General features: G+C 68.3%; 19 protein-coding genes. 11 read left to right on the top strand and 8 right to left on the bottom strand.

Translation table 11 applies throughout. The features are described from left to right. Positions 1-327: 327 nt before the first annotated feature. The 4 genes from AB0H49_RS13725 to AB0H49_RS13710 all read right to left on the bottom strand — a co-directional run bounded on the left by AB0H49_RS13725 (position 328) and on the right by AB0H49_RS13710 (position 3,495). Positions 328-1,842, bottom strand: coding sequence for a histidine kinase N-terminal domain-containing protein (locus AB0H49_RS13725; RefSeq protein ID WP_355004298.1), 1,515 nt, complete (start codon positions 1,840-1,842; stop codon positions 328-330). A 20-nt stretch (positions 1,843-1,862) separates the two neighbouring features. Further along, positions 1,863-2,078, bottom strand: a complete 216-nt coding sequence (locus AB0H49_RS13720) for a biotin/lipoyl-binding carrier protein (protein ID WP_141809113.1) — start codon at positions 2,076-2,078, stop codon at positions 1,863-1,865. 356 nt (positions 2,079-2,434) lie between these two features. Further along, positions 2,435-2,692 (bottom strand): mycothiol system anti-sigma-R factor, encoded by a 258-nt coding sequence (gene rsrA, locus AB0H49_RS13715; protein ID WP_355004325.1) that lies wholly within the window; start codon positions 2,690-2,692, stop codon positions 2,435-2,437. Between the two features lie 20 nt (positions 2,693-2,712). Then, positions 2,713-3,495 (bottom strand): sigma-70 family RNA polymerase sigma factor, encoded by a 783-nt coding sequence (locus AB0H49_RS13710; protein ID WP_355004299.1) that lies wholly within the window; start codon positions 3,493-3,495, stop codon positions 2,713-2,715. A gap of 144 nt (positions 3,496-3,639) precedes the next feature. Here AB0H49_RS13710 and ybaK point away from each other — a divergent pair, with 144 nt between their 5' ends. Both ybaK and AB0H49_RS13700 read left to right on the top strand, forming a co-directional pair. After that, positions 3,640-4,131: a Cys-tRNA(Pro) deacylase gene (gene ybaK / locus AB0H49_RS13705; RefSeq protein WP_355004300.1), complete on the top strand. Its 492-nt coding sequence runs from the start codon at positions 3,640-3,642 to the stop codon at positions 4,129-4,131. Positions 4,132-4,406: 275 nt separating this feature from the next. After that, positions 4,407-4,757, top strand: a complete 351-nt coding sequence (locus AB0H49_RS13700) for a hypothetical protein (protein ID WP_357250949.1) — start codon at positions 4,407-4,409, stop codon at positions 4,755-4,757. Between the two features lie 24 nt (positions 4,758-4,781). Here AB0H49_RS13700 and AB0H49_RS13695 read toward each other — a convergent pair whose 3' ends face one another. After that, positions 4,782-5,585 (bottom strand): SOS response-associated peptidase, encoded by an 804-nt coding sequence (locus AB0H49_RS13695; protein ID WP_357250946.1) that lies wholly within the window; start codon positions 5,583-5,585, stop codon positions 4,782-4,784. A gap of 171 nt (positions 5,586-5,756) precedes the next feature. On the opposite strand from AB0H49_RS13695, the gene AB0H49_RS13690 reads away from it, so the two are divergent. The 5 genes from AB0H49_RS13690 to AB0H49_RS13670 all read left to right on the top strand — a co-directional run bounded on the left by AB0H49_RS13690 (position 5,757) and on the right by AB0H49_RS13670 (position 10,747). Beyond that, the gene (locus tag AB0H49_RS13690) at positions 5,757-7,265 is read left to right on the top strand and encodes an aldehyde dehydrogenase family protein (RefSeq protein ID WP_357250944.1); all 1,509 of its coding nucleotides are present in this window, start codon (positions 5,757-5,759) and stop codon (positions 7,263-7,265) included. Between the two features lie 110 nt (positions 7,266-7,375). Then, the gene (gene aroA, locus AB0H49_RS13685) at positions 7,376-8,671 is read left to right on the top strand and encodes a 3-phosphoshikimate 1-carboxyvinyltransferase (protein ID WP_357250941.1); all 1,296 of its coding nucleotides are present in this window, start codon (positions 7,376-7,378) and stop codon (positions 8,669-8,671) included. Next, the gene (gene rsgA, locus AB0H49_RS13680) at positions 8,668-9,669 is read left to right on the top strand and encodes a ribosome small subunit-dependent GTPase A (RefSeq protein ID WP_355004326.1); all 1,002 of its coding nucleotides are present in this window, start codon (positions 8,668-8,670) and stop codon (positions 9,667-9,669) included. Before aroA ends, rsgA begins: the two co-directional genes overlap by 4 nt. 90 nt (positions 9,670-9,759) lie before the next feature. Beyond that, a complete protein-coding gene (locus AB0H49_RS13675; RefSeq protein ID WP_355004305.1) occupies positions 9,760-9,945 on the top strand; it encodes a type II toxin-antitoxin system RelE/ParE family toxin in 186 nt (61 codons plus the stop codon). Positions 9,946-9,991: 46 nt separating this feature from the next. Then, positions 9,992-10,747: an aminoglycoside adenylyltransferase family protein gene (locus AB0H49_RS13670; RefSeq protein WP_357250938.1), complete on the top strand. Its 756-nt coding sequence runs from the start codon at positions 9,992-9,994 to the stop codon at positions 10,745-10,747. Between the two features lie 72 nt (positions 10,748-10,819). Here the strand turns inward: AB0H49_RS13670 and AB0H49_RS13665 are convergent, their stop codons facing one another. Beyond that, the gene (locus AB0H49_RS13665; RefSeq protein WP_357250935.1) at positions 10,820-11,197 is read right to left on the bottom strand and encodes a nuclear transport factor 2 family protein; all 378 of its coding nucleotides are present in this window, start codon (positions 11,195-11,197) and stop codon (positions 10,820-10,822) included. Positions 11,198-11,573: 376 nt separating this feature from the next. Between AB0H49_RS13665 and AB0H49_RS13660 the strand changes: the two genes are divergently transcribed. Further along, a complete protein-coding gene (locus AB0H49_RS13660) occupies positions 11,574-12,167 on the top strand; it encodes a DUF4352 domain-containing protein (RefSeq protein ID WP_357250932.1) in 594 nt (197 codons plus the stop codon). Positions 12,168-12,221: 54 nt separating this feature from the next. On the opposite strand, the gene AB0H49_RS13655 is transcribed toward AB0H49_RS13660, so the two are convergent. Further along, on the bottom strand, positions 12,222-13,799 hold the full coding sequence (locus tag AB0H49_RS13655; RefSeq protein ID WP_357250929.1) for an ATP-binding protein: 1,578 nt from the start codon (positions 13,797-13,799) through the stop codon (positions 12,222-12,224). Positions 13,800-14,045: 246 nt separating this feature from the next. Continuing rightward, a complete protein-coding gene (secA, locus tag AB0H49_RS13650) occupies positions 14,046-16,892 on the bottom strand; it encodes a preprotein translocase subunit SecA (RefSeq protein ID WP_355004310.1) in 2,847 nt (948 codons plus the stop codon). A gap of 631 nt (positions 16,893-17,523) precedes the next feature. Here secA and AB0H49_RS13645 point away from each other — a divergent pair. The 3 genes from AB0H49_RS13645 to AB0H49_RS13635 all read left to right on the top strand — a co-directional run bounded on the left by AB0H49_RS13645 (position 17,524) and on the right by AB0H49_RS13635 (position 20,752). Further along, positions 17,524-18,945, top strand: a complete 1,422-nt coding sequence (locus AB0H49_RS13645; RefSeq protein ID WP_355004311.1) for a wax ester/triacylglycerol synthase family O-acyltransferase — start codon at positions 17,524-17,526, stop codon at positions 18,943-18,945. Between the two features lie 43 nt (positions 18,946-18,988). Further along, positions 18,989-19,507, top strand: a complete 519-nt coding sequence (locus AB0H49_RS13640) for a hypothetical protein (protein WP_357251024.1) — start codon at positions 18,989-18,991, stop codon at positions 19,505-19,507. Between the two features lie 108 nt (positions 19,508-19,615). Then, complete coding sequence (locus tag AB0H49_RS13635; RefSeq protein ID WP_357250925.1) at positions 19,616-20,752, top strand: ferredoxin reductase; 1,137 nt, start codon at positions 19,616-19,618, stop codon at positions 20,750-20,752. Positions 20,753-20,863 lie beyond the last annotated feature (111 nt).

The raw sequence follows: 20,863 nt of genomic DNA, 5'->3' as shown, positions 1-20,863 counted from the left end.
GGGGGCGGGGTCGCGCGCCACATTTCCTCCCGCCCGCTGGGGTTATTTTTTTGCCCTGGCTCGGCTGGCCCCCCCCCCGCTCGGGCGCGAGACGGCCGCGAACTTTTACGCTAGGTCTCGCTTCGCTCGAAACCTGTTGCTGGACAGGCTGATTGTCGTGGCGCTTCAGCGACGGACAGCTCTCGCACATGGTGCATGCCCTGTTCGAGCAGCCCATACCGGGCGGACAGCCACGGCACCGTCACATGACGGCGGCCGCCTGCCACAGCGCGCCTAGCGGCCGATCGGGGCTACCCATGCCCCGACGGTAGGCCCAGGTGAGAGCGGTCAGCGCCCCGAACGACGCCCAAGCGGCACTCGTAGGACCGCGTCCGTGCCCACGTCAGCACCCGGATGCAGGCCGATGGAACCGCCCAGTTCGGCGGTGACCAGCGTGCGGACGATCTGGAGGCCGAGGCGGTCGGAGGCTTCCAGGCTGAAGCCGGGCGGGAGGCCGCGGCCGTCGTCGCTGATGATCACGTCGAGCCAGCGCGCGGAACGTTCCGAGCGAATCGTCACGGTACCCGTCTGGCCGGAGTCGAAGGCGTGCTCGATGGCGTTCTGCACCAGCTCGGTCAGGACCATGACCAGCGGGGTGGCGCGTTCGGCGGAGAAGACGCCGAGCGAGCCCGCGCGCCGCACCTTGATCCTGGTGGTGTGCACGGTCGCGACGTCGGCCATGATCGGCAGCAGCCGGTCGACGACCTCGTCCAGATCGACCTCTTCGTCCACCGACATCGACAGCATCTCGTGCACCGAGGCGATCGAGGTCACCCTGCGCACCGACTCGGTCAGCGCGACCTGCGCCTCCTCGTTCTCGGTGCGCCGCGCCTGCAAGCGCAGCAGCGCGGCGACGGTCTGCAGGTTGTTCTTCACCCGGTGGTGGATCTCGCGGATCGTGGCGTCCTTGGACAGCAGCGCGCGGTCGCGCCGCTTCACCTCGGTGACGTCGCGCACCAGCACCGCGGCGCCCGCGAGTTCGCCGTGCGGGCGCAGCACGAGGGTGCGCAGCAGCACGGTCGCGCCGCGCGCCTCGACCTCCATGCGCCGTCCGGTGCGCCCGGCCAGCGCGGCCTGGATGTCGCCGACGACCTCCTGTGCGTCGAACGGGTCGGTGATCAGCGAGCGGGTGGTGACGGCCAGATCCTGTCCGGCCAGATCGCTCTGCAAGCCCATCCGGTGATAGGCCGAGAGCGCGTTCGGGCTGGCGTAGACCACGATGCCGTCGGTGTCGAGACGGATGAAGCCGTCGCCCGCGCGCGGGCTCGAGTGCGTGGCGGCTCGGTCCTCGGGAGTGGGGAAACTGCCGTCGGCGATCATCTGGCACAGGTCGTCCGCGCACGCCACATAGGCGATCTCGAGGGTGCTGCGAACTCGGGAGCGCTGCATGTCGGTGTCGCGAGAGAGCACCGCGATCACGTCGTCGCCGCAGCGCACCGGGATGGCCTCCCGGATGGCGTGCACCGGGTGCGGGTGATAGACGCCCTGGGCCTCGACGTCGCTGTCGGCGCGCACGATCTTGCCGGTCATCAGCGCGTCGAAGACCTGGGGATGGTCGGCCTGCAGAGCGGTGGTGCCGACAAGATCCTCGACGTGCACCGTGGCGGCCGTCGTCGGGCGGCACTGGGCGACGCACACGATGTCCGCGCCTTCGACGATCGGTCCCGCTCCGACCCACAGCAGCAGGTCGGCGAAGGACAGATCGGCGAGCAACTGCCAATCTCCGACCACCCGTTGCAGGTGATCGACGGCGACGCCGGGCAGGTCGGTGTGTTCGGCAAGAAGCTCGCTCAGTGTCGCCACGTTCGGTCTACCGCTCCGCCCTAGGAGATGACGGCGATGAGATCGCCCTGCTGTAGCACTTGGCCGGGCGCCACCGCGATCGAGGTGACCTCGCCGCCGGTCTCGGTGATGACCGGGATCTCCATCTTCATGGACTCCAGCAGGATCAGCGTCTGATCGATATCGACATGATCGCCGACCGCCACCTCCACGGTCAGCACCGTGGACACCATCTCCGCGCGCACTTCCTCAGCCATGACACCCCATTCACTCGGTTGTTCGGACGGCTCCGCCGGTGGTCCGGCGGCGACACCGCACCGCGCCTGTATCCGCTGAAGGTACAGCCAACCACATATGAAACAATGGCCTTCAATCAGATGTGTTCAACCAAATGTGTTCCCCGCGATGGCGGGGGTGATCCAGGAGACTACCGATGGGTAAGCGTGGACGTAAGAAGCGCAGCCGCAAGGGCAACGCCGCGAACCACGGCAAGCGTCCCAACGCCTGAGCCGATTCGCTGACAAACGACTGAGCGGCACGCTCCTCCGAACGGAAGAGCGTGCCGCTCAGTCGTTTCCGGGCAGCGATCGGTGAGAACGCCGCCCGGCGCCAACTATTCGCTCTCGGACTCGAGCACCGTGAACCGCTGGTGAATCTCCAGGGTGAGCCGGTCGCGCAACGAGTCCGGCGCCTTGTCGCCACCGCACTTGCGGCTGAGCAGGCTCTTGATCTTCTCCTCGATGCCGTACGCCTCGATGCACGGCGAGCAGTGATCCATGTGATGCTGCAGACGAGCGCGGGTCGCATCGTCGCATTCGCCGTCCAGCATGAGCCAGACGTCGGCTAGTACCGCCGTGCAGTCGAGCTCCATGTCGGGGTCCCGCTCCACACTCACTGCTTGACCTCCTGGCGCTCGCTGCGGTTGAACCCCCGTTCGCGCGCCACGTCGGCGAGCAAACCCTTCAGTTGCTTGCGGCCGCGGTGCAGCCGGGACATCACCGTACCGATGGGAGTGCCCATGATGTCGGCGATCTCCTTGTACGGAAAACCTTCGACATCCGCGTAGTACACGGCCATGCGGAACTCCTCGGGCAGTTCCTGCAGCGCGGCCTTGATGTCGTCGTCCGGCAAGGCGTCGAGCGCCTCGACCTCGGCCGAGCGCAGACCGGTGGAGGTGTGCTCAGCCGTCGCGGCCAGCTGCCAGTCGGTGATCTCGTCGGTCGGGTACTGCGCGGGCTGGCGCTGCTTCTTGCGGTAGGAGTTGATGTAGGTGTTCGTCAGGATCCGGTACAGCCAGGCCCGCAGGTTGGTGCCCTCCTTGAAGGACTTGAACCCCTGGAACGCCTTGACGTAGGTCTCCTGCACGAGGTCCTCGGCATCGGCCGGGTTCCTGGTCATACGCAGCGCCGCGCCGTAGAGCTGGTCGAGCAGCGGGAGCGCGTCCCGCTCGAATCGCCGCGCCAGCTCGGCTTCATCGACCGTGGTGCCGACCTCGCCGTCGTCGCGCACCACGCCTTCGTCGCTCGTCACACCTGTCCCTTCGATAGCTGTACCTGCCAAATCTACCGGCAAGTCCAGCGTCGAGGGGAAACCGGCTTCCGTCGGCGACGCGACGGTCCACACCGGACGTTCGTCGAGCAGTACGGACACCGACATCTCCTTCACGTCGTCCATCGAGCTGTTCGCTCGGCGCCGCGGCGCCTGTATCGCATGCAACATGCCCGCCGCACGCTGTGTTCCCACGCGGTCCGTGTCTGGTTTCGCACGGTCGGAAATCAGGTTGCGGCCCGGATAGGGCCCGCAATTAAGGTGTCGCCCATGGCAGGCGCCTCGACTCCCGCGATCCGCACCCTGGCCAAGGCCGGTATCGCGCACCGCGTGCACTCCTACGCCCACGATCCGCGCGCCGACTCCTACGGTGCCGAGGCCGTCGACGCACTGGCCGCCGAACTCGGGGTGGTCGCGGCGCAGATCTTCAAGACGCTGGTCGTCGAACTCTCGACGGGCGCGCTCGCGGTCGCGGTGCTTCCGGTGCCGAACACCCTCTCGCTCAAAGCCGCCGCCGCGGCGCTGGGCGCGCCGAAGGCGACCATGGCCGACAAGACCAAGGCCGAACGCACCACCGGCTACGTGCTCGGCGGCATCTCCCCGCTCGGGCAGCGCAAGCGGTTGCCGACCGTGATCGACGACTCGGCGCTCGGTTGGGATCGGATGCTGTGCAGCGCGGGCAAGCGCGGGCTGGAGATCGAGCTGGCCCCCGCCGACCTGGTCCGGGCCGCCGGGGCGGTGACCGCGCCGATCACCGCGTAAGGGCGCTGTCTGGCGAAGTTCCGTCCTCAGCCCGCGCATGGCCGGAGCGGATGCGGAGATCGACGCTGTCCGACGGAGTCCGTCCTGAGCCTGCGCATCACCCGAGCGAATGCGGAGGTACATGAGCGGACCTGCGGGCGACACCGCCGCGAAAACGCCGGTCTCGCGGCCGATCTGTGCGTTACTGGTCTCTGCGCGACCCGCTTCGCGCGTTGCTGATTTTCTGCGTTACCCGAACAAGGTCCGATTCGTCCGACCCGAGGATGTGATGCGAAATGTCCCAGCACTACCGTCTGCGCACCGCGATCGTCGCCCTCGCCGGAGCCGCTTCGCTGACATTCGGCTCCGCCGCGCTCCAAGCGCCCGAGGCGACCGCCGTTCCGGGCGGACCGGCCGCGACCCAGGTCGACCACCCGTTCGACTTCGGTGGCGAAGAGCAGCAGGACGACCCCGAGAAGGAGAAGAAGGACGAAACGGCGGAGAAGGCCGAGAAGAACGGAGGCGGCGTCACCACCAAGGTCATCGACTTGCTGAAGGGGAACGCCACCGAGGCCGCCGACCTGCTCAGCGGCATCCTCAAGTGCACGCTCAACGTCTTCACCGACTCGGTGAAGTGCAAGATGTGATCGACGGATTGGGCGGCCGGGCGATCACAACAGGCTGATCTGCCCGGCCTTTTCCGTGCCTCCGCCGGACACCTCAGCGAGCAGTTCCGGCCCGTTGTTCTTCACGCTGTTCACCAGCGGCGACACCGGCCGCGCGACGATGCCCGCCACCGTGTCCTCGCTCGGGGTCGCCAACAGCTCCGCGGGGGCGGGGTGATCCGGATCGAGCCAAGCGTCCCAGTGCTCGCGCGGCATCGGCAGCGGCATCCGGTCGTGGATGCGGGTCAGGTCGCCGACCGCGTCGGTGGTCAGGATGGTGCAGGACAGCAGCGGCTCGCTGTCGCGCACCGAACGATCCCGCCACACCGACCACAGGCCCGCCATGTACAGCAGGGAGCCGTCGGCGTTGGCCATGAAGTACGGGTGCTTGACGGCTTTGCCCTTCCCGCCGCCGACCGGATCGGGTTCGGTCAGCCACTCGTACCAGCCGTCCATCGGCACCAGGCAGCGCCGGGATTTCACCGCGTCGCGGAACGAGGGAGTGGTCGTCGCCTTGTCCGCGCGCGCGTTGAACAGCGGTTTGCCCTTGGCCGGGACGCCCGGCTCGGCCGCCTTCGTCCAGACCGGGATCAATCCCCAGCGCATCCGCCGGATGCGCAGCTTCGGATCGTCGTCGGGCTGGTCGTGGTCGTGCCGCTCGACCACGGTCAGCACCCGGTTCGTCGGCGCCACGTTATAATTCTCGAAACCACCAGCGCGCGAATCGTTTTCGCTGCCGGTCTCGTCGATGGCGTCGAGCTCGACCGCGAGCCTGCCGGGGTTCGTCGTCGTCGCGTATCGTCCGCACATATCTCCGATACTCCCACCCCACACCGACAAGCTCGGGGACAATCGAGACAGAGTGGTGACCTGGTGAGAGTTTTGACCTAGCATTCTCTCAACGGATGGGACGGCCATCACACCCATCCGCTCCGGCACGCGCACCGACCGGCCACCGTAGAGGCAAGAGGAGAGCACCACGTGACAACCACCGAGACCACCCCCACCGCGCCCGACACGCTGCTGAAGTCTGTCGATCCGGCCACGGGCGAGGTCATCGCCACCTACCCCATCGCCGACGAGGACGCGGTGCGCGCGGCCGTCGCCAAGGCCCGCACCGCCGCCGCCACCTGGGCCGCGCTGAGCTTCGACGATCGCCGCAAGCATCTGCTGCGCTGGTCCAGCCGCCTGGTCGCCGACTCCGAGGAGTTCACCCAGCTCATCCACAAGGAGAACGGCAAGCCGCTCGACGACGCGTTCCTGGAGCTGATGCTCGCGCTCGAGCACATCGCGTGGGCGGCCAAGAACGCCAAGAAGCTGCTCTCGCCGAAGAAGGTGTCGCCCGGCGTGCTGATGTCGAACTTCGGCGCGCGCCTGGAACAGCGTCCGCTGGGCGTCATCGGCGTCATCGGACCGTGGAACTACCCCGTCTACACCCCGAACGGCTCCATCGCCTACGCCCTCGCCGCGGGCAACACCGTGGTGTTCAAGCCGAGTGAATTCTCCACGGGCATCGGCAATTTCCTGGCCGACGCGTTCAAGAAGGCCAACCCCGAACTACCCGAGGGCGTCTTCGAGACCATCAACGGCTACGGCGCCACCGGCGCGGCGCTGGTGAAGTCCGACGTCGACAAGATCGCCTTCACCGGCTCCACCGCCACCGGCAAGCGCATCATGGCCGCGGCCGCCGAGAACCTCACCCCGGTCCTGCTGGAGTGCGGCGGCAAGGACGCGGTGATCGTGGCGGGCGACGCCGACGTCAAGGCCGCGGCCGACGCGGTGGCCTGGGGCGCCACCGCGAACAGCGGCCAGACCTGCGCGGGTGTGGAGCGGGTGTACGTCGACCGTTCGGTGCGCGAGGAGTTCGTCGCCGAGGTCAAGCGGATCCTGTCCGACATCAAGCCGGGCTCCGACGACAAGGCCGCCTACGGCCCGATGACCATGCCGAGCCAGATCGACATCGTGCGCAGGCACATCGAGGACGCGCTGAAGAAGGGCGGCACCGCGGTGCTCGGCGGGCCCGAGTCGATCAAGGGTCCGTTCATCGAGCCGGTCGTGCTGGTCGACGTGGACGAGGACTCGGAGGCGGTGGCCGAGGAGACCTTCGGGCCGACCGTCACCATCCGCACCGTCGACGGCGTAGACGAAGCCGTCGAACTGGCCAACAAGTCCAAGTACGGCCTGTCCTCCGCGGTGTACTCGAAGAAGAACGGCCTGGACATCGCGCGGCGGTTGCGTGTCGGCGCGACGTCGGTGAACTCGGTGCTCGCCTTCGCCGCCATCCCCGGACTGCCGTTCGGCGGTGTCGGCGACTCCGGCATCGGCCGCATCCACGGCGAGCCGGGTCTGCGCGAGTTCGTGCGGCCGCATTCGATCGCGGTGCAGCGCTTCACGGTTCCCGGCATGGCGCTGCTCAGCTACACCCGCACCGATTCCACGATGAAGCTGCTGCGCAAGTTGGTTCCGTTCCTGCACGGGCGGCACAAGTAGGAAGCGCTCGGTACGCGCGATCCCGGCGGGTTCGCGCGTACCACGCGGGCCGGGCTCCGTACGACCCAATTCGGCCGCAGTTCGCGACCGCCGGTGTGTCCGAGGACCCGATGGGCCAAGATGGACTGGTGACTTTCTGGCCAGCGCCCCACGTCGATGTCCCGGTACACGCGACCGTCACCCTGCCCGGATCCAAATCGATCACCAATCGTGCCCTGATCCTGGCCGCTCTCGCCGACGGGCCGTCCACGATCACGGGGGCGCTGCGCAGCCGCGACACCGATCTGATGATCGCGGCCCTGCGTGCGCTCGGCGCGAGCATCTCCGGTGACGCCGACACGCTGCGCGTCACCCCCGCGAAGCTCGGCGGCGGCACGGTCGACTGCGGTCTGGCGGGGACCGTGATGCGATTCCTGCCGCCGGTGGCGGCGCTGGCGACCGGCGACGTGGCCTTCGACGGCGACGCGCAGGCCCGGGTGCGTCCGCTGCGCACCATCCTGGAGGCGCTGCGCGGGCTCGGCGCCGACATCGACGGCGACGCGCTGCCGTTCACCGTGCACGGCAAGGGCGCGCTGCGCGGCGGCCCCGTCACCATCGATGCCTCCGGATCCTCGCAGTTCGTCTCCGGGCTGCTGCTCTCGGCCGCGCGCTTCGACGAGGGACTGACCGTGCACCACGACGGCAAGGCACTGCCGTCCATGCCGCACATCGAGATGACCGTGGAGATGCTGCGCCGCGCCGACGTTCGCGTGCAGGCGCCCGAGGACAGCCGCAAGGCGCAGACCTGGGTCGTCGAGCCCGGTCCGATCCGCGCCGTGGACTGGGACGTCGAGCCGGACCTGTCCAACGCCACGCCGTTCCTGGCCGCCGCCGCGGTCACCGGCGGTGAGGTGAAGATCCCGCACTGGCCGCGCCTGACCACCCAGCCCGGCGACGTCATCCGGGAGATCCTGGTGCGCATGGGCGCGGAGGCGCGCGTGTTCGACGGCGTGCTCACCGTGCGCGGACCGGAACGACTAGCGGGTATCGACATCGACCTGCACGATGTCGGCGAGCTGACGCCGACCGTCGCCGCGCTGGCCGCGCTGGCCGATTCCCCGTCCCGGCTGCGCGGCATCGCGCATCTGCGCGGGCACGAGACCGACCGGCTCGCCGCGCTGTCCACCGAGATCAACCGCCTCGGCGGAAAGGTCACCGAGACCGAGGACGGGCTGGAGATCGTGCCCGCACCGCTGCACGGCGGGTCCTGGCACTCCTATGCCGACCACCGGATGGCCACCGCGGGCGCGATCCTCGGCCTGCGGGTGCCCGGCGTGGGGATCGAGGACATCGGCACCACCGCCAAGACACTGCCGAACTTCGTGTCCCTGTGGGAGCACATGCTGAACGACGGAGCCGCACACTGAGCCGGCCACGTCGCTCCGCCGCGGGCTACGACGAATCCGATGTGCGGGTTCGTCCGGGCCGAAGTTCGCGCCCGCGCACCAAGACTCGTCCGCAGCACAACGACGCGGAGTCCGCGATGGTGGTCTCCGTCGACCGCGGCCGCTGGGGTTGCGTGCTCGGCGGCGACCCCGAACGGCGGATCGTGGCGATGCGGGCCCGGGAACTGGGCCGCACACCGATCGTGGTCGGCGACCAGGTGGACGTCGTCGGCGATCTGTCCGGCAAGCCCGACACCCTCGCCCGCATCGTGCGCGTCGGCGATCGCCGAACAGTGTTGCGCCGCACCGCCGACGACACCGACCCCTTCGAGCGGATCGTGGTCGGCAACGCCGAGAAGCTGTTCATCGTGGTGGCGCTGGCCGACCCGCCGCCGCGCACCGGTTTCGTCGAGCGGTGCATGGTCGCCGCGTATGTCGGTGGGCTGCAACCGGTGCTGTGCCTGACCAAGCACGATCTGGCCGCCGACTCCGAATTCGCCTCGGCCTTCGACGATCTCGATCTCACCATCATCTACGGCGGCATCGACGATCCGCTCGAGCCGACCCTCGACCTGCTGACCGACCACCTCACCGCGTTCATCGGCCACTCCGGCGTCGGCAAATCCACCCTGGTGAATCGCCTTGTGCCGGATGCTTATCGGGCTGTCGGCGAGGTCTCCGGCGTCGGCAAGGGCAAGCACACCTCCACCCAGTCCATCGCGCTGTCGCTGCCCGGCGGCGGCTGGGTGATCGACACCCCGGGCGTGCGTTCCTTCGGCCTCGCGCACATCACACCGGACGACGTCATCCTGGCCTTCAGCGATCTGGCCGAGGCGATCGAGGACTGCCCGCGCGGGTGCACCCATCTCGGACCACCCGCCGACCCCGAATGCGCGCTGGACACGCTGCCGGACAAGGAGCGCCGCGTCGCGGCCATTCGCCGGTTGCTCGTCGCATTGAACTCGAACGAGTCCTGGTAGCGGCGCGACCACACCATCGCGTACACGTTCGGGTGTACGGCCGCGCGTCGTGCGCTCCGGACGATTCCGCAGCACGACGGCATACGGCTTTTGGTCGCGCTCACATTGCTTGGCGACGATCCCTACCGACGCGACGGAGTAGACGTCAAAGCCCTGACCGGTCGGCCCGGCTTTCGACTTCGCGTCGGCAACTATCGGCTGGTCTACGAGGTGGACGACGGCAAATTGATCATCCTCGTCGTCACCGCCGGACACCGCCGCGACATCTACGAATAGTCATGAGCAGAGCGGTATCGCCGCGTTCAGAACTACAGTGGAGCGGGTGACTCAGGAAGCCGCCGTCGCCGATCTGCTCCGCGCCGCGCTCGGGCCCCAGTTGCTCGGTGCCTACCGCCACGGTTCGGCGGCGTTGGGCGGGTTGCGTCCGCACAGCGATATCGACGTTCTGGTGGTCACCGATGGTCATCTGGAGACCGACCAGCGGCGCGCGTTGGTCGATGGATTGCTTGCCGTTTCGGGGGATCCGCGCGTATCCGGTGCGCCGCGGCCCGTAGAACTCAGCACTGTCGCGCAGACCGACGTCCGGCCGTGGCAGTATCCGCCGACCCTCGATTTCCAGTACGGCGAATGGTTGCGCGACGACTACGTGCGGGGCGCGCTGCCCGTCGCCGCGCCGGACGCCGACCTCGCCGTCTTGATCACGATGACCCTTCAGGCCGACTCCCCGTTGCTCGGGCCGCCACCGGCCGAACTCCTCGACCCAGTCCCGGCGGAGCATCTGCGCGGCGCGTTGCTCGACGGCATCCCCGACCTGCTCACCGAACTCGACAGCGACACCCGCAACGTCCTGCTCCGCCTGGCCCGCGTCTGGATGACGTTGGAAACCGGCGAGATTCGCGCCAAATCCGAGGCCGCGAGCTGGGCCATCGACCGCCTCCCCGACGAACTCCGCCCCGCACTCGCCCACGCCCGCGCCGTCTACCTGGGCGACGCCGCCGACACCTGGGCCGAGCGCCTGCCGCAGGCGCACGACACAGCCGCCGCCCTGGCCGGCGAGATACTCCAGTACAGCGCGTGAATCGCGGGCCTGCCGGAACGACCGCGGTAGTCGTTCGGCTCTGAACCGCCCCGCTCGTCGGCGTGGATGTGTTCAGTGACCGTCGGGTTGACCCGGCGCGAACGGCCACTCCTCGAAGTGGACGCAGCGGCCGGAATCGTCGAAGCGGACGACCCACAGGTCGCGCCAGCGGGCGGGGTCGTCGCGCTCGTATTCGACCTCGACCCGGACCACTGCGGTGTCGCCTTCCACCGCGACGGGGTCGGAAGTCATGGTGAACGGCTCGTCGGGTCCGTCCCGGCCCGCTTCCCAGAACTCGGCGAGTGAGGCTTGCCCGACGATCGGGGCCGCCCACGGGGATATCACGTATACGGCGTCGTCGGCGAACAGTTCGGCGAGCGCGTCGGTGCCCGGTGTGCGCCAAGCCCGTTCGTAGGCCGTTACCCATGCGCGAACAGCATCGCGATCCATAGTCCGGACGGTACTCCTCCGATCGGCTACCTCCCGTGAACCGGACCGTTCGGAACTGAGCGCACTCGAGCAATTCCCTGGCCGCCACCCGGTTTCCCGAGCCGTCACCGAAACGGCGCCTGCCGCCGACGGCGTGTCCAGACCATGATCAGGACAGGCACCGAACGGGCCCCTAACAGCTGCCCGAAAATGCCCTCGGTCCAGCGCTTTCCGCTAACGTCCAGACTTCCACCGGGGGGCTTCGGCTAAACCTCGAGCCGCCCGGCGCGAACCGTCGCTTCCGACGGCACGCCATCGAACCGCCGCGCATTTCCGTGCTGTCGCGTGCGGCAGTCCCAGCACCGCGCTCCCCCGCAGTCGAGAAAGGAATACCGGCATGACCAATCCACAGATGCCCCAAAAGCCGTGGCCCGGCCCGAATCCGCATTACTCGCCGCCGCCGCAGAAGAAACGTGCGGTGTGGCCGTGGGTGCTCGGCGGGTTCTTCGCGTTCGTGGTGCTGCTGTTCGGCGGATGCGTCGCGCTGTTGAGCAGTGCGGCCGACGAAGTCGCCGAGAGCACAGAGAAACGGACCTCCGTCTCCCCCGCGGGTTCCGAGGTCCGCGACGGCAAATTCGGTTTCGTCGTCACCCGCGTCGATGCGCCGGTCGCCTCCGTCGGCGACAACCAATTCCTGAAGAAGGACGCCCAGGGCGAATTCATCCTGGTGTACGTCGACGTCAGCAACACTGGCGATCAACCGCAGACCTACTTCGGCGACAACCAGAAACTCGTCGACGCCCAAGGCCGCCTCTACAGCAACGACACCGCCGCCGAAGTGAACCTCAACAAGAACCTGGTCACCGAAATCAACCCCGGCAACAGGATTTCCGTCGTCCTCGCCTTCGACGTCCCGAAGGGCACCACCCCCACCGCCATCGAATTCCACGACTCGGTCTTCTCCGGCGGCGCCCGCGTCGCCCTCAAATAACCCCGAAACGGCGAAGGCGCCCAGAGAAATCGCTGGGCGCCTCCGGCTCGAAGATCAGGCCCGCAGGACCGTGACTGTTCGACCGGCGGGGGTGGTCGCTTCGGAGAAGACCGTGCGCTGATCGATCGGCTCGGCTCGAGGGCGGCGGTCGAAGATGACCAGGACTCCGGTCGAGAGGACGAAACGGTCCAGGTAGCCGTCGAGTTGGGCGAGGCCGGTGGTGAGCGGGTCGGGTTCCCTGTCCCGCCACACCTTCAACTCCATGGCTTCGAGCTGCCATGCCCGGCGGCCATCGGCATCCGTATACGGCTGGCGGAGAAGCAGATCGATGCGACCGCGACCGACGCCGTATTCGCGGTCGATGTAGCCGCCACCGTTGACGATCCGGTGCAGAAACGCCATCAGCACCAGTTGCGCGGCCGCCTCGTGGTAGCCCTGCTGGGCGGCGAGGACTTCGCCGTTCAGCTTCCAGAACGCGGCGAACTCGGTGAGCAGACGGGGGAAGTCGAGGCGGCCGTCCGGGAGCCGGAAGCTGCTCGGTTCCAGGAGAACGTTGTTCTCGATCGCTGATCCCAGGACCCGGAGGATGACTTCTTTGTAGATCGGGTTGGCGACGCGGACTGGCCGGTCCTCCGCGATGAGGCCGAGATCCCGGACGTAGGAGACGGCGTCGTTGAAGGTCAGATCCGCTTCCAGCAGCGTGCCCGCGATGAGCGGTTCGATGACAACGCGTACTCGGTCCTCACCCAGCTTCGAGACTAGCGAGTCGAGGTGGGTTGCACGCGCGACGATCAATCGTTCCTTGGCCTCGTCGATGTGGTCGCCGGTGATCTCGGTGCGCACTCGCATTTTGTCGATCACTTCGGCCGCAAGGGCGTTGACGAGCCAGGGCTGACCTTGCGTGTAGTAGTAGGCGAGGTCCACCGCACGGGCGGTGAACACCTGCCCCGTCTCTTCAGTGTGCTGGGCGTACAACGCGGCCACCTCGGCATGAGTGAAGTCGCCGATGCGCATCGACTCGACCTTGATGTTGAAAGGGCTTGCCGATCCCAGTCGCGAGGGATCACCACCCGAGGCCGCCTTGTAGTCCCTTACGTCGCGCAGCCCGCACAGCACGACCGCGTGCACGAAGCCATTTCTGTGGGTGGTGTAGCCGCCCCGCAGCTGCCGCAACAGGCTGCGCAGGCTCTCGCCCCGGACAGCATCGATCTCATCCAGGAACAGAACCAGCGGCCGAGGACAGCGAGCGACCCACGCGGTCAGCGCCGCATCGAGGCGATAGCCCGGCTCCGCTTCCGGCCACGGGTCCGGAGGCAACAACTCGGCAGCGAAACCCCGCGCGGAGGCGGTCTTGCTGATCACGTCGAGCAGCAGCAGTTCGGCGTGGCCGTAGTCGTCACCGACAGGTTCGGCGTACTCGGCGGAGAAGTGCAGCGCCAGGTACTCCCCCTCATCGGTCAACTCCCGCGCCAATGCCGCCAGACTGGTCGTCTTCCCCGACTGCCGGGGCGCATGCACGACGAAGTACTGCCCGCGGCTGATATACCGACGAGCATCGGTCAGCCGCTCGGCGGCGGGAAGCATGTAATGCCACTGCGGATTGCAGGGACCCGTGGTGTTGAAGTACCGCACTGACAGTCCTTCCCCTCCTGGCCGCAGGAGTCACCTCGCTCGCGGCTTCGACCAGCACACCCTAATCGCGACCCCTCGGCTAACAGTGGCGAAGGGCCTGGCCTCGAGAATCCCGAAAGGCACCACCCCACCGCCATCGAAGTCCACGACTCGGCCCTCTCCGGCTGTGCCCGCGTCGCCCTCGAGTAACCCCGAAACGCCAAAGGCGCCCAGGGAAACCCTGGGCGCCTTCGATGTTCGGTTCACTCAGTGCCGACGACGCGTCTTCGGCCCGCGCTTGCCCTTGCTCTCGGCGCGCGCCGCTTCACGACGTTCCCGCCGGGTGGCGTGGGCGCCGGACTCGGAGCCGTACTCCTCGGCGTCGCTGTGCACTTCGGCGCCGCCACGCTCGCCGGGGCCCGAGTAGCTGAAGCCGCGGGTGCTGCGCTCGTCGATTCCCTTGGCGCGCAAGGCGGCCGGGGCGCCGTTGGCGGCGGGGGCGGCCTGCTCGGTGGGCAGCGGGGCCGGAGCGCCGGACATGGCGCCGACCGGGGAACGCAGGCCCGGGTCGACGGCGACGCCAGCGGGCTGCGGCTGCTGCACCTCGACCTGGAGGTTGAACAGGAAGCCGACCGACTCCTCCTTCAGGCCATCGAGCATCGCGGCGAACATGTCGAAGCCCTCGCGCTGGTACTCGACGAGCGGATCCCGCTGCGCCATGGCGCGCAGGCCGATGCCCTCCTTGAGGTAGTCCATCTCGTAGAGGTGCTCGCGCCACTTGCGGTCCAGCACCGAAAGCAGCACCTGCCGTTCGAGATTGCGCATCGAACCCTCGCCGGCCAAGCCGTCGATCTCCTGCTCGCGCTTCTCGTAGGCGTCGTGCGCGTCGTCGAGCAGAGCGTCGAGCAGCTCCTCGCGGGTCAGGTCGCCCGCCTCGCCGATGCCGGTCTCACCGGTCAGCTCCTTGTAGTCCACGCCGACCGGGTAGAGGGTCTTCAGCGCGGTCCACAGCTTGTCCAGATCCCAGTCCTCGACGTAGCCCTCGGCGGTGGCGCCGTCGACGTACGCGGTGATCACGTCGGTGATCATGTTCTGGACCTGGCCCTCCATGTCCTCACCGCGCAGGATCCGGTTGCGCTCGCCGTAGATGACGGTGCGCTGCTGGTTCATCACCTCGTCGTACTTGAGGACGTTCTTGCGGATCTCGAAGTTCTGCTGCTCGACCTGGGTCTGCGCGCTCTTGATGGCCTTGGAGACCATCTTCGCCTCGATCGGCACGTCGTCGGGCAGGTTGAGCCGGGTCATGATCGCCTCGAGCGCCGCGCCGTTGAAGCGCCGCATCAGCTCGTCGCCCAGCGACAGGTAGAAGCGGGACTCGCCAGGATCGCCCTGACGGCCGGAGCGACCGCGCAGCTGGTTGTCGATACGCCGGGACTCGTGGCGCTCGGTGCCGAGCACGTACAGACCACCGGCCTCGCGGACCGCCTCGGCGTCCTCCTCGGTCTGCTGCTTGACCTGCTCGAGGGTCGGATGCCAGGCGGCCTCGTACTCCTCCTGCGTCTCGACCGGGTCGAGGCCCTGCTTGCGCAGCAGGATGTCGGCGATGATGTCCGGGTTACCACCGAGCACGATGTCGGTACCGCGGCCGGCCATGTTGGTGGCGACGGTGACCGCGCCCGGCCGACCGGCCTCGGCGATGATCTCGGCTTCCTTCTCGTGGAACTTGGCGTTCAGCACGTTGTGCGGGATACCGCGCCTGGTGAACTGCTTGGACAGGTACTCCGAGCGCTCGACGCTGGTGGTGCCGATCAGCACCGGCTGGCCCTTCTCGTGCCGCTCGGTGACGTCGTCGACCACGGCGGCGAACTTGGACTCTTCGGTCTTGTAGATCAGGTCCGACTGATCGGCGCGCACCATCGGCCTGTTCGTCGGAATCGGGACGACGCCGAGGCCGTAGATCTGGTGCAGCTCGGCCGCCTCGGTCTCGGCGGTACCGGTCATGCCGGAGAGCTTGTCGTAGAGCCGGAAGTAGTTCTGCAGCGTGATGGTGGCCAGCGTCTGGTTCTCCGGCTGGATCTCGACGCCTTCCTTGGCCTCGATCGCCTGGTGCATGCCCTCGTTGTAGCGGCGGCCGACCAGGATGCGTCCGGTGAACTCGTCGACGATGATGACCTCGCCGTCGCGGACGATGTAGTCCTTGTCGCGCTGGTAGAGCTCCTTGGCCTTGACCGCGTTGTTCAGGTAGCTGACCAGCGGCGAGTTGGCGGCCTCGTACAAGTTGTCGATGCCGAGCTGGTCCTCGACGAACTCCACGCCCGCCTCGTGCACGCCGATGGTGCGCTTCTTGATGTCGACCTCGTAGTGCAGGTCCTTCTTCAGCAGCGGCGCGATGCGCGCGAACTCGGCGTACCACTTCGAGGAGGCGTCGGCCGGACCCGAGATGATCAGCGGCGTGCGGGCCTCGTCGATGAGGATGGAGTCGACCTCGTCGACCACGGCGAAGTTGTGCCCGCGCTGGACCAGATCGTCCAGCGAGTGCGTCATGTTGTCGCGCAGGTAGTCGAAGCCGAACTCGTTGTTGGTGCCGTAGGTGATGTCGGCGTTGTAGGCGCCGCGGCGCTGGGCCGGGCTCATGCCGCCGAGGATGACGCCGACCTCGAGACCGAGGAAGCGGTGCACGCGGCCCATCCACTCCGCGTCGCGCTTGGCCAGGTAGTCGTTGACCGTGACGACGTGCACGCCCTCACCGGACAGCGCGTTCAGGTACGCGGGGAGCACACAGGTCAGGGTCTTGCCCTCACCGGTCTTCATCTCCGCGATGTTGCCGAGGTGCAGCGCGGCGCCGCCCATCACCTGGACCTTGTAGTGCTTCTGGTTGAGCACCCGCCAGGACGCTTCCCTCGCCACCGCGAACGCCTCGAGCAGCAGGTCGTCGAGGCTCTCGCCGTCGGCGTAGCGCTGCTTGAATTCGTCGGTCTTCGCGCGCAGCTCGGCGTCGGTGAGCTGCTCGTGCTCCGCGTCGAGCGCGAGGACCTCGTCGGCGAGATGAGCGAGCCGCTTGACGGTGCGACCCTCACCAATCCGTAGCAACCTCGTCAGTGTCAGCGCAGGCACGGGTCTCGTCAGTCCTCTGGTCGGTGTGTCATATGTTTCGGCCCCCACAACCTCCGCCGGGCACGGCGGAAGCCGCAGCACCCCTCATGGTAATGCCGCAACCATGCCGAGCGCGGGTGACCAGCGTCGTATCACGTCGCCCGGCATCGCCGCGGTGGCCGCGTGGCGTTGCTTCTCACCGTACTCGCCTCGCTTCGCGCGCGACGTCCGCAGCGGCCCGGGACCTGGGGCTCGGCGACACGCGACCGTGTCGTCGGGCCGGTCCCTTCGCCGAACCTCGAGTGAATCACGCTGGAGCCGAACCGCTTCGAACGCCGGTGCCATACGATGGCAGACGTCCGGCGCGCCGTCGGCGGCGTGCGATCGGACCGAACGTTCCCGCAACACCTCGGCACGCGGGACGGGCAAGGGCAGTGCGGCTCGTGATCCCCCGATGCGGAGCGAGCGAAAGCGGCGGTCGTCGACTGTGCAGTCCCCACCATTCGAGCGAAGCGGACAACCCTGCCACGCGGGCGGCCACGGGTAAAGAAATGTACCGATTTCGCTGGATATGCCACAGGATCCACCACCTTTCGGTTGTCGCGAACGACAATGAGGCGGGGACACGGCATCGGAAGGAGCACCGGGCAGCGTGATCACGCGTTTGACGCCGCAGGACGCGGCGTTCTATCGGCTCGAGTCGAGCAGCAATCCGATCCACATCGGCTCGCTCGCGATCGTCCGCAACACCGACGAAGGTGATCTCGACGGCGAAGCGGCCCTCGACTACGACCGCCTTGTCGACCTCGTGGAGAGCAGGCTCTCGTTGGTCCCGCGCTACCGGCGCAAGGTGCGCGAGATCCCGTTCGCGCTGGGCAGGCCGGTGTGGGTGGAGGACAGCCGCTTCGACATCACCTATCACATCCGCCGCTCCGCGCTGCCGAGTCCGGGCACCGACGAACAGCTGCACGACCTGGTCGCGCGGCTGGCCTCGCGGCCGCTCGACCAGAGCAAGCCGCTGTGGGAGATGTATCTGATCGAGGGACTCACCGAGGGCCGCTGCGCGATCTTCACCAAGACCCACTCGGCGCTGGTCGACGGCGCGAGCGCGCTGGAGATCGGCCACGTCATCCTGGACAACAGCCCCTCGCCGCGCGGTCTCGCCGACGACGCCTGGGTCGCGCCGCGCGAACCCACCGACGTGGAACTGCTGGTCGGCGCGCTCACCCATCTGGCGGCCCAGCCGCGCGAGGCGCTGGAGGTGGCGCGGGACGCCAGCGCCGACGCCTTCGCGATGATCGGCGCCGCGGGCCGTGCTGTCGACTCGGTCGTCTCGGCGGTGCGCACCGCGGCCATCGGCGCGCCGGACAGCCCGCTCAACGCGCGAACCTCGCGCAGCCGCCGCTTCGACGTGGTGCGCACCGACCTCGGCGACTACCGCAAGATCCGCCAGCGCTTCGATTGCTCGACCAACGACGCGATCCTCGCTGTGGTCACCGGCGCGCTGCGCAACTGGCTGCTCTCCCGCGGGGAGGCGCTGATCGAATCGACCACGCTGCGCGCGGTGGTGCCCATGTCGGTGTATGTCGAGGGTCCCGACCACGATCGGCTGGAGCCCGCGAGCGAGGTGTCCTCGTTCCTGTTGGATCTGCCGGTCGGCGAGCCCAATCCGGTGATCCGGCTCTCGCACATCGCGCACGCCACCGAGGCCAACAGCAGGGCCCGGCGCGGGGTGCGGGCGCGCACGCTGGTGCACATGGCCGGGTTCGCTCCGGCCAGCCTGCATGCGATGAGCGTGCGGGCGGCGAGTACGTTCGCAGAGCACACGTTCAACTTGGTGATCACCAACGCGCCGGGTCCGCAGACGCCGATGTACATCGGCGGCGCGCGGATGCTGGAGATGTATCCGGTGTCGCCGCTGCTGCGCAATCAGGCCTCGAGCATCGGGATCACGTCCTACGACGGACGCGTCTTCTACGGACTCAACGCCGACCGCGACGCGATGGCCGACATCGAGGTGCTGGCCGCCGCGGTGCACGAGTCCATGGAGGAGATGCTCGGTGCCTGCGTCTGATCAGAAGAACACCCTGCGGGTCTACGTGCCCGCGACGGTGCCGATGCTGCGCGAGCTGGTCGCCGAGCGGGAGCTGTTCCCGATCGGCGGCACCGCCTTCGCGGTCACCCCCGCGCTGCGCGAGGCCTACGCCTCCGGCGACGACGAGGAGCTGGCCGAGGTGGCCATGGCCGAGGCCGCCCGCGCCTCGCTGCGCCTGCTCGCCGCCGAACGCGACGCCGTCGTCGAGGACATCGAGGACGGCGAACCCGCGGCGGCGCGACCGTCCGGCGGGCCGGTGTACCGGCGGGCGGTGATCGCCGCGGACGTCGCGGGCGCCAAGCTCCGGCCCGACCTCGACGACGCGGTGGTCAAGCTCGCGGGACCGATCGGCTACGACCGGATCGCCTCGATCCACGTCGACCTGGCCGAGGCCGAGCCCGAGGTGGCCAAGGCGGTGGACGTCGTCGACGCGGCCGATCTGGGCGACCCCGACGCGGAGTTCGTGCTCGGCGACGCCGAGGACCACCAGCTCGCCTGGTACGCGGCGCAGGAGCTGCCGTTCCTGCTCGACCTGCTCTGAGCTGCCAGGTCGCAGTCGGGGGCTGCCTGCAAACCTACGATGCCGTAACCTAGCCGAAAGCGACCCCGACGGCGGTCGCCACCTCGACAGAAAGACGAAACGGCACCGATGGTCTTCAAGAATGTCCGCGACTGGCTCGAAGCGCCCGCGGCGAGCGTCGCCGACCGCGGGGGTCGGCTCAACGTGTTGCGCGGGGCCGTCGCCCGGGTGACCACGCCGCTGCTGCCCGACGACTACCTGCACCTGGCCAACCCGCTGTGGTCGGCGCGCGAGCTGCGCGGCCGGATCGTCGATGTGCGCAAGGAGACCGCCGATTCGGCGACCCTGCTGATCAAGCCGGGCTGGGGCTTCGACTTCAAGTTCCAGCCGGGCCAGTACATCGGCATCGGTCTGCTGGTGGACGGCCGCTGGCACTGGCGGTCCTACTCGCTGACCTGTCCGCCGGACTGGAGCGCCCCCGAGCACGGCGGCAAGCGCCTGATCTCCATCGCCGTGAAGGCGATGCCGGAGGGCTTCCTGTCCAGCCACATCGTCGGCGGCGTCAAGCCGGGCACGATCGTCCGGTTGCAGGCGCCGCAGGGCGGGTTCGTGCTGCCCTATCCGCCGCCCGCCAAGGTGCTGTTCCTCACCGCGGGCAGCGGTATCACGCCGGTGATGTCGATGCTGCGCGCGATGGACCGGCGCGGTCTCGTCTCCGACGTGGTGCACCTGCATTCCGCGCGCACCGCCGAGGACGTGATGTTCGGCGACGAGCTGCGCGCGCTGCACGACCGGCACCCGAGCTTCCAGTCGCACCTGCACCTGACCGGCGAACAGGGCAAGTTCGCGCTCGCCGATCTGGACGCGAAGTTCCCCGACTGGCGGGATCGCGACACCTGGGCCTGCGGTCCCGCCGCCATGCTCGACGAGATCGAACAGCACTGGCGCGCGGCGGGTCTCGCCGAGCGGCTGCACGTGGAGCGGTTCGAGATCGAGCGCTCGGCGGTCGGTGAAGGCGGCACCGTCAGCTTCGGCAAGAGCGGCCGCAGCGTCGAGGTCGACGGCGCGACCAGCCTGCTCGAGGCGGGCGAGTCGGCCGGGGTTCAGATGCCGTTCGGCTGCCGGATGGGCATCTGCCAGACGTGTGTGGTGACCTTGAGTTCCGGGCACGCGCGCGACTTGAGAAACGGCGACGAGCGCCGCGAGGGCGACAAGGTGCAGACCTGTATCTCGGCCGCCGCGGGCGACTGCACGTTGGACGTGTGAGCGGTCGCGTCGAAGGAGCACCGCGCGGCGTGACCATGCGCTGCTCCCTGGCGGACCGCATCGATACCGCCTGAGACACGGGTACCCTCGACCCCATCAGTCGAGCAGAGA

This window comes from Nocardia sp. NPDC050713, from assembly GCF_040654315.1.
GTDB lineage: Bacteria > Actinomycetota > Actinomycetes > Mycobacteriales > Mycobacteriaceae > Nocardia.
Note: the sequence above shows the minus strand (reverse complement) of the source record. Positions and strands in the feature narration are given on the sequence as shown.

Excerpts from the sequence above, each read along its gene's own strand:
- AB0H49_RS13720 (WP_141809113.1), bottom strand. The coding sequence starts at position 2,078 with ATGGCTGAGGAAGTGCGCGCGGAGATGGTGTCCACGGTGCTGACCGTG.
- rsrA (WP_355004325.1), bottom strand. The coding sequence starts at position 2,692 with ATGGAGCTCGACTGCACGGCGGTACTAGCCGACGTCTGGCTCATGCTG.
- AB0H49_RS13710 (WP_355004299.1), bottom strand. The coding sequence starts at position 3,495 with ATGGACGACGTGAAGGAGATGTCGGTGTCCGTACTGCTCGACGAACGT.
- ybaK (WP_355004300.1), top strand. The coding sequence starts at position 3,640 with ATGGCAGGCGCCTCGACTCCCGCGATCCGCACCCTGGCCAAGGCCGGT.
- AB0H49_RS13700 (WP_357250949.1), top strand. The coding sequence starts at position 4,407 with ATGTCCCAGCACTACCGTCTGCGCACCGCGATCGTCGCCCTCGCCGGA.
- AB0H49_RS13695 (WP_357250946.1), bottom strand. The coding sequence starts at position 5,585 with ATGTGCGGACGATACGCGACGACGACGAACCCCGGCAGGCTCGCGGTC.
- aroA (WP_357250941.1), top strand. The coding sequence starts at position 7,376 with ATGGGCCAAGATGGACTGGTGACTTTCTGGCCAGCGCCCCACGTCGAT.
- AB0H49_RS13665 (WP_357250935.1), bottom strand. The coding sequence starts at position 11,197 with ATGGATCGCGATGCTGTTCGCGCATGGGTAACGGCCTACGAACGGGCT.
- AB0H49_RS13660 (WP_357250932.1), top strand. The coding sequence starts at position 11,574 with ATGACCAATCCACAGATGCCCCAAAAGCCGTGGCCCGGCCCGAATCCG.
- AB0H49_RS13640 (WP_357251024.1), top strand. The coding sequence starts at position 18,989 with ATGCTGCGCGAGCTGGTCGCCGAGCGGGAGCTGTTCCCGATCGGCGGC.
- AB0H49_RS13635 (WP_357250925.1), top strand. The coding sequence starts at position 19,616 with ATGGTCTTCAAGAATGTCCGCGACTGGCTCGAAGCGCCCGCGGCGAGC.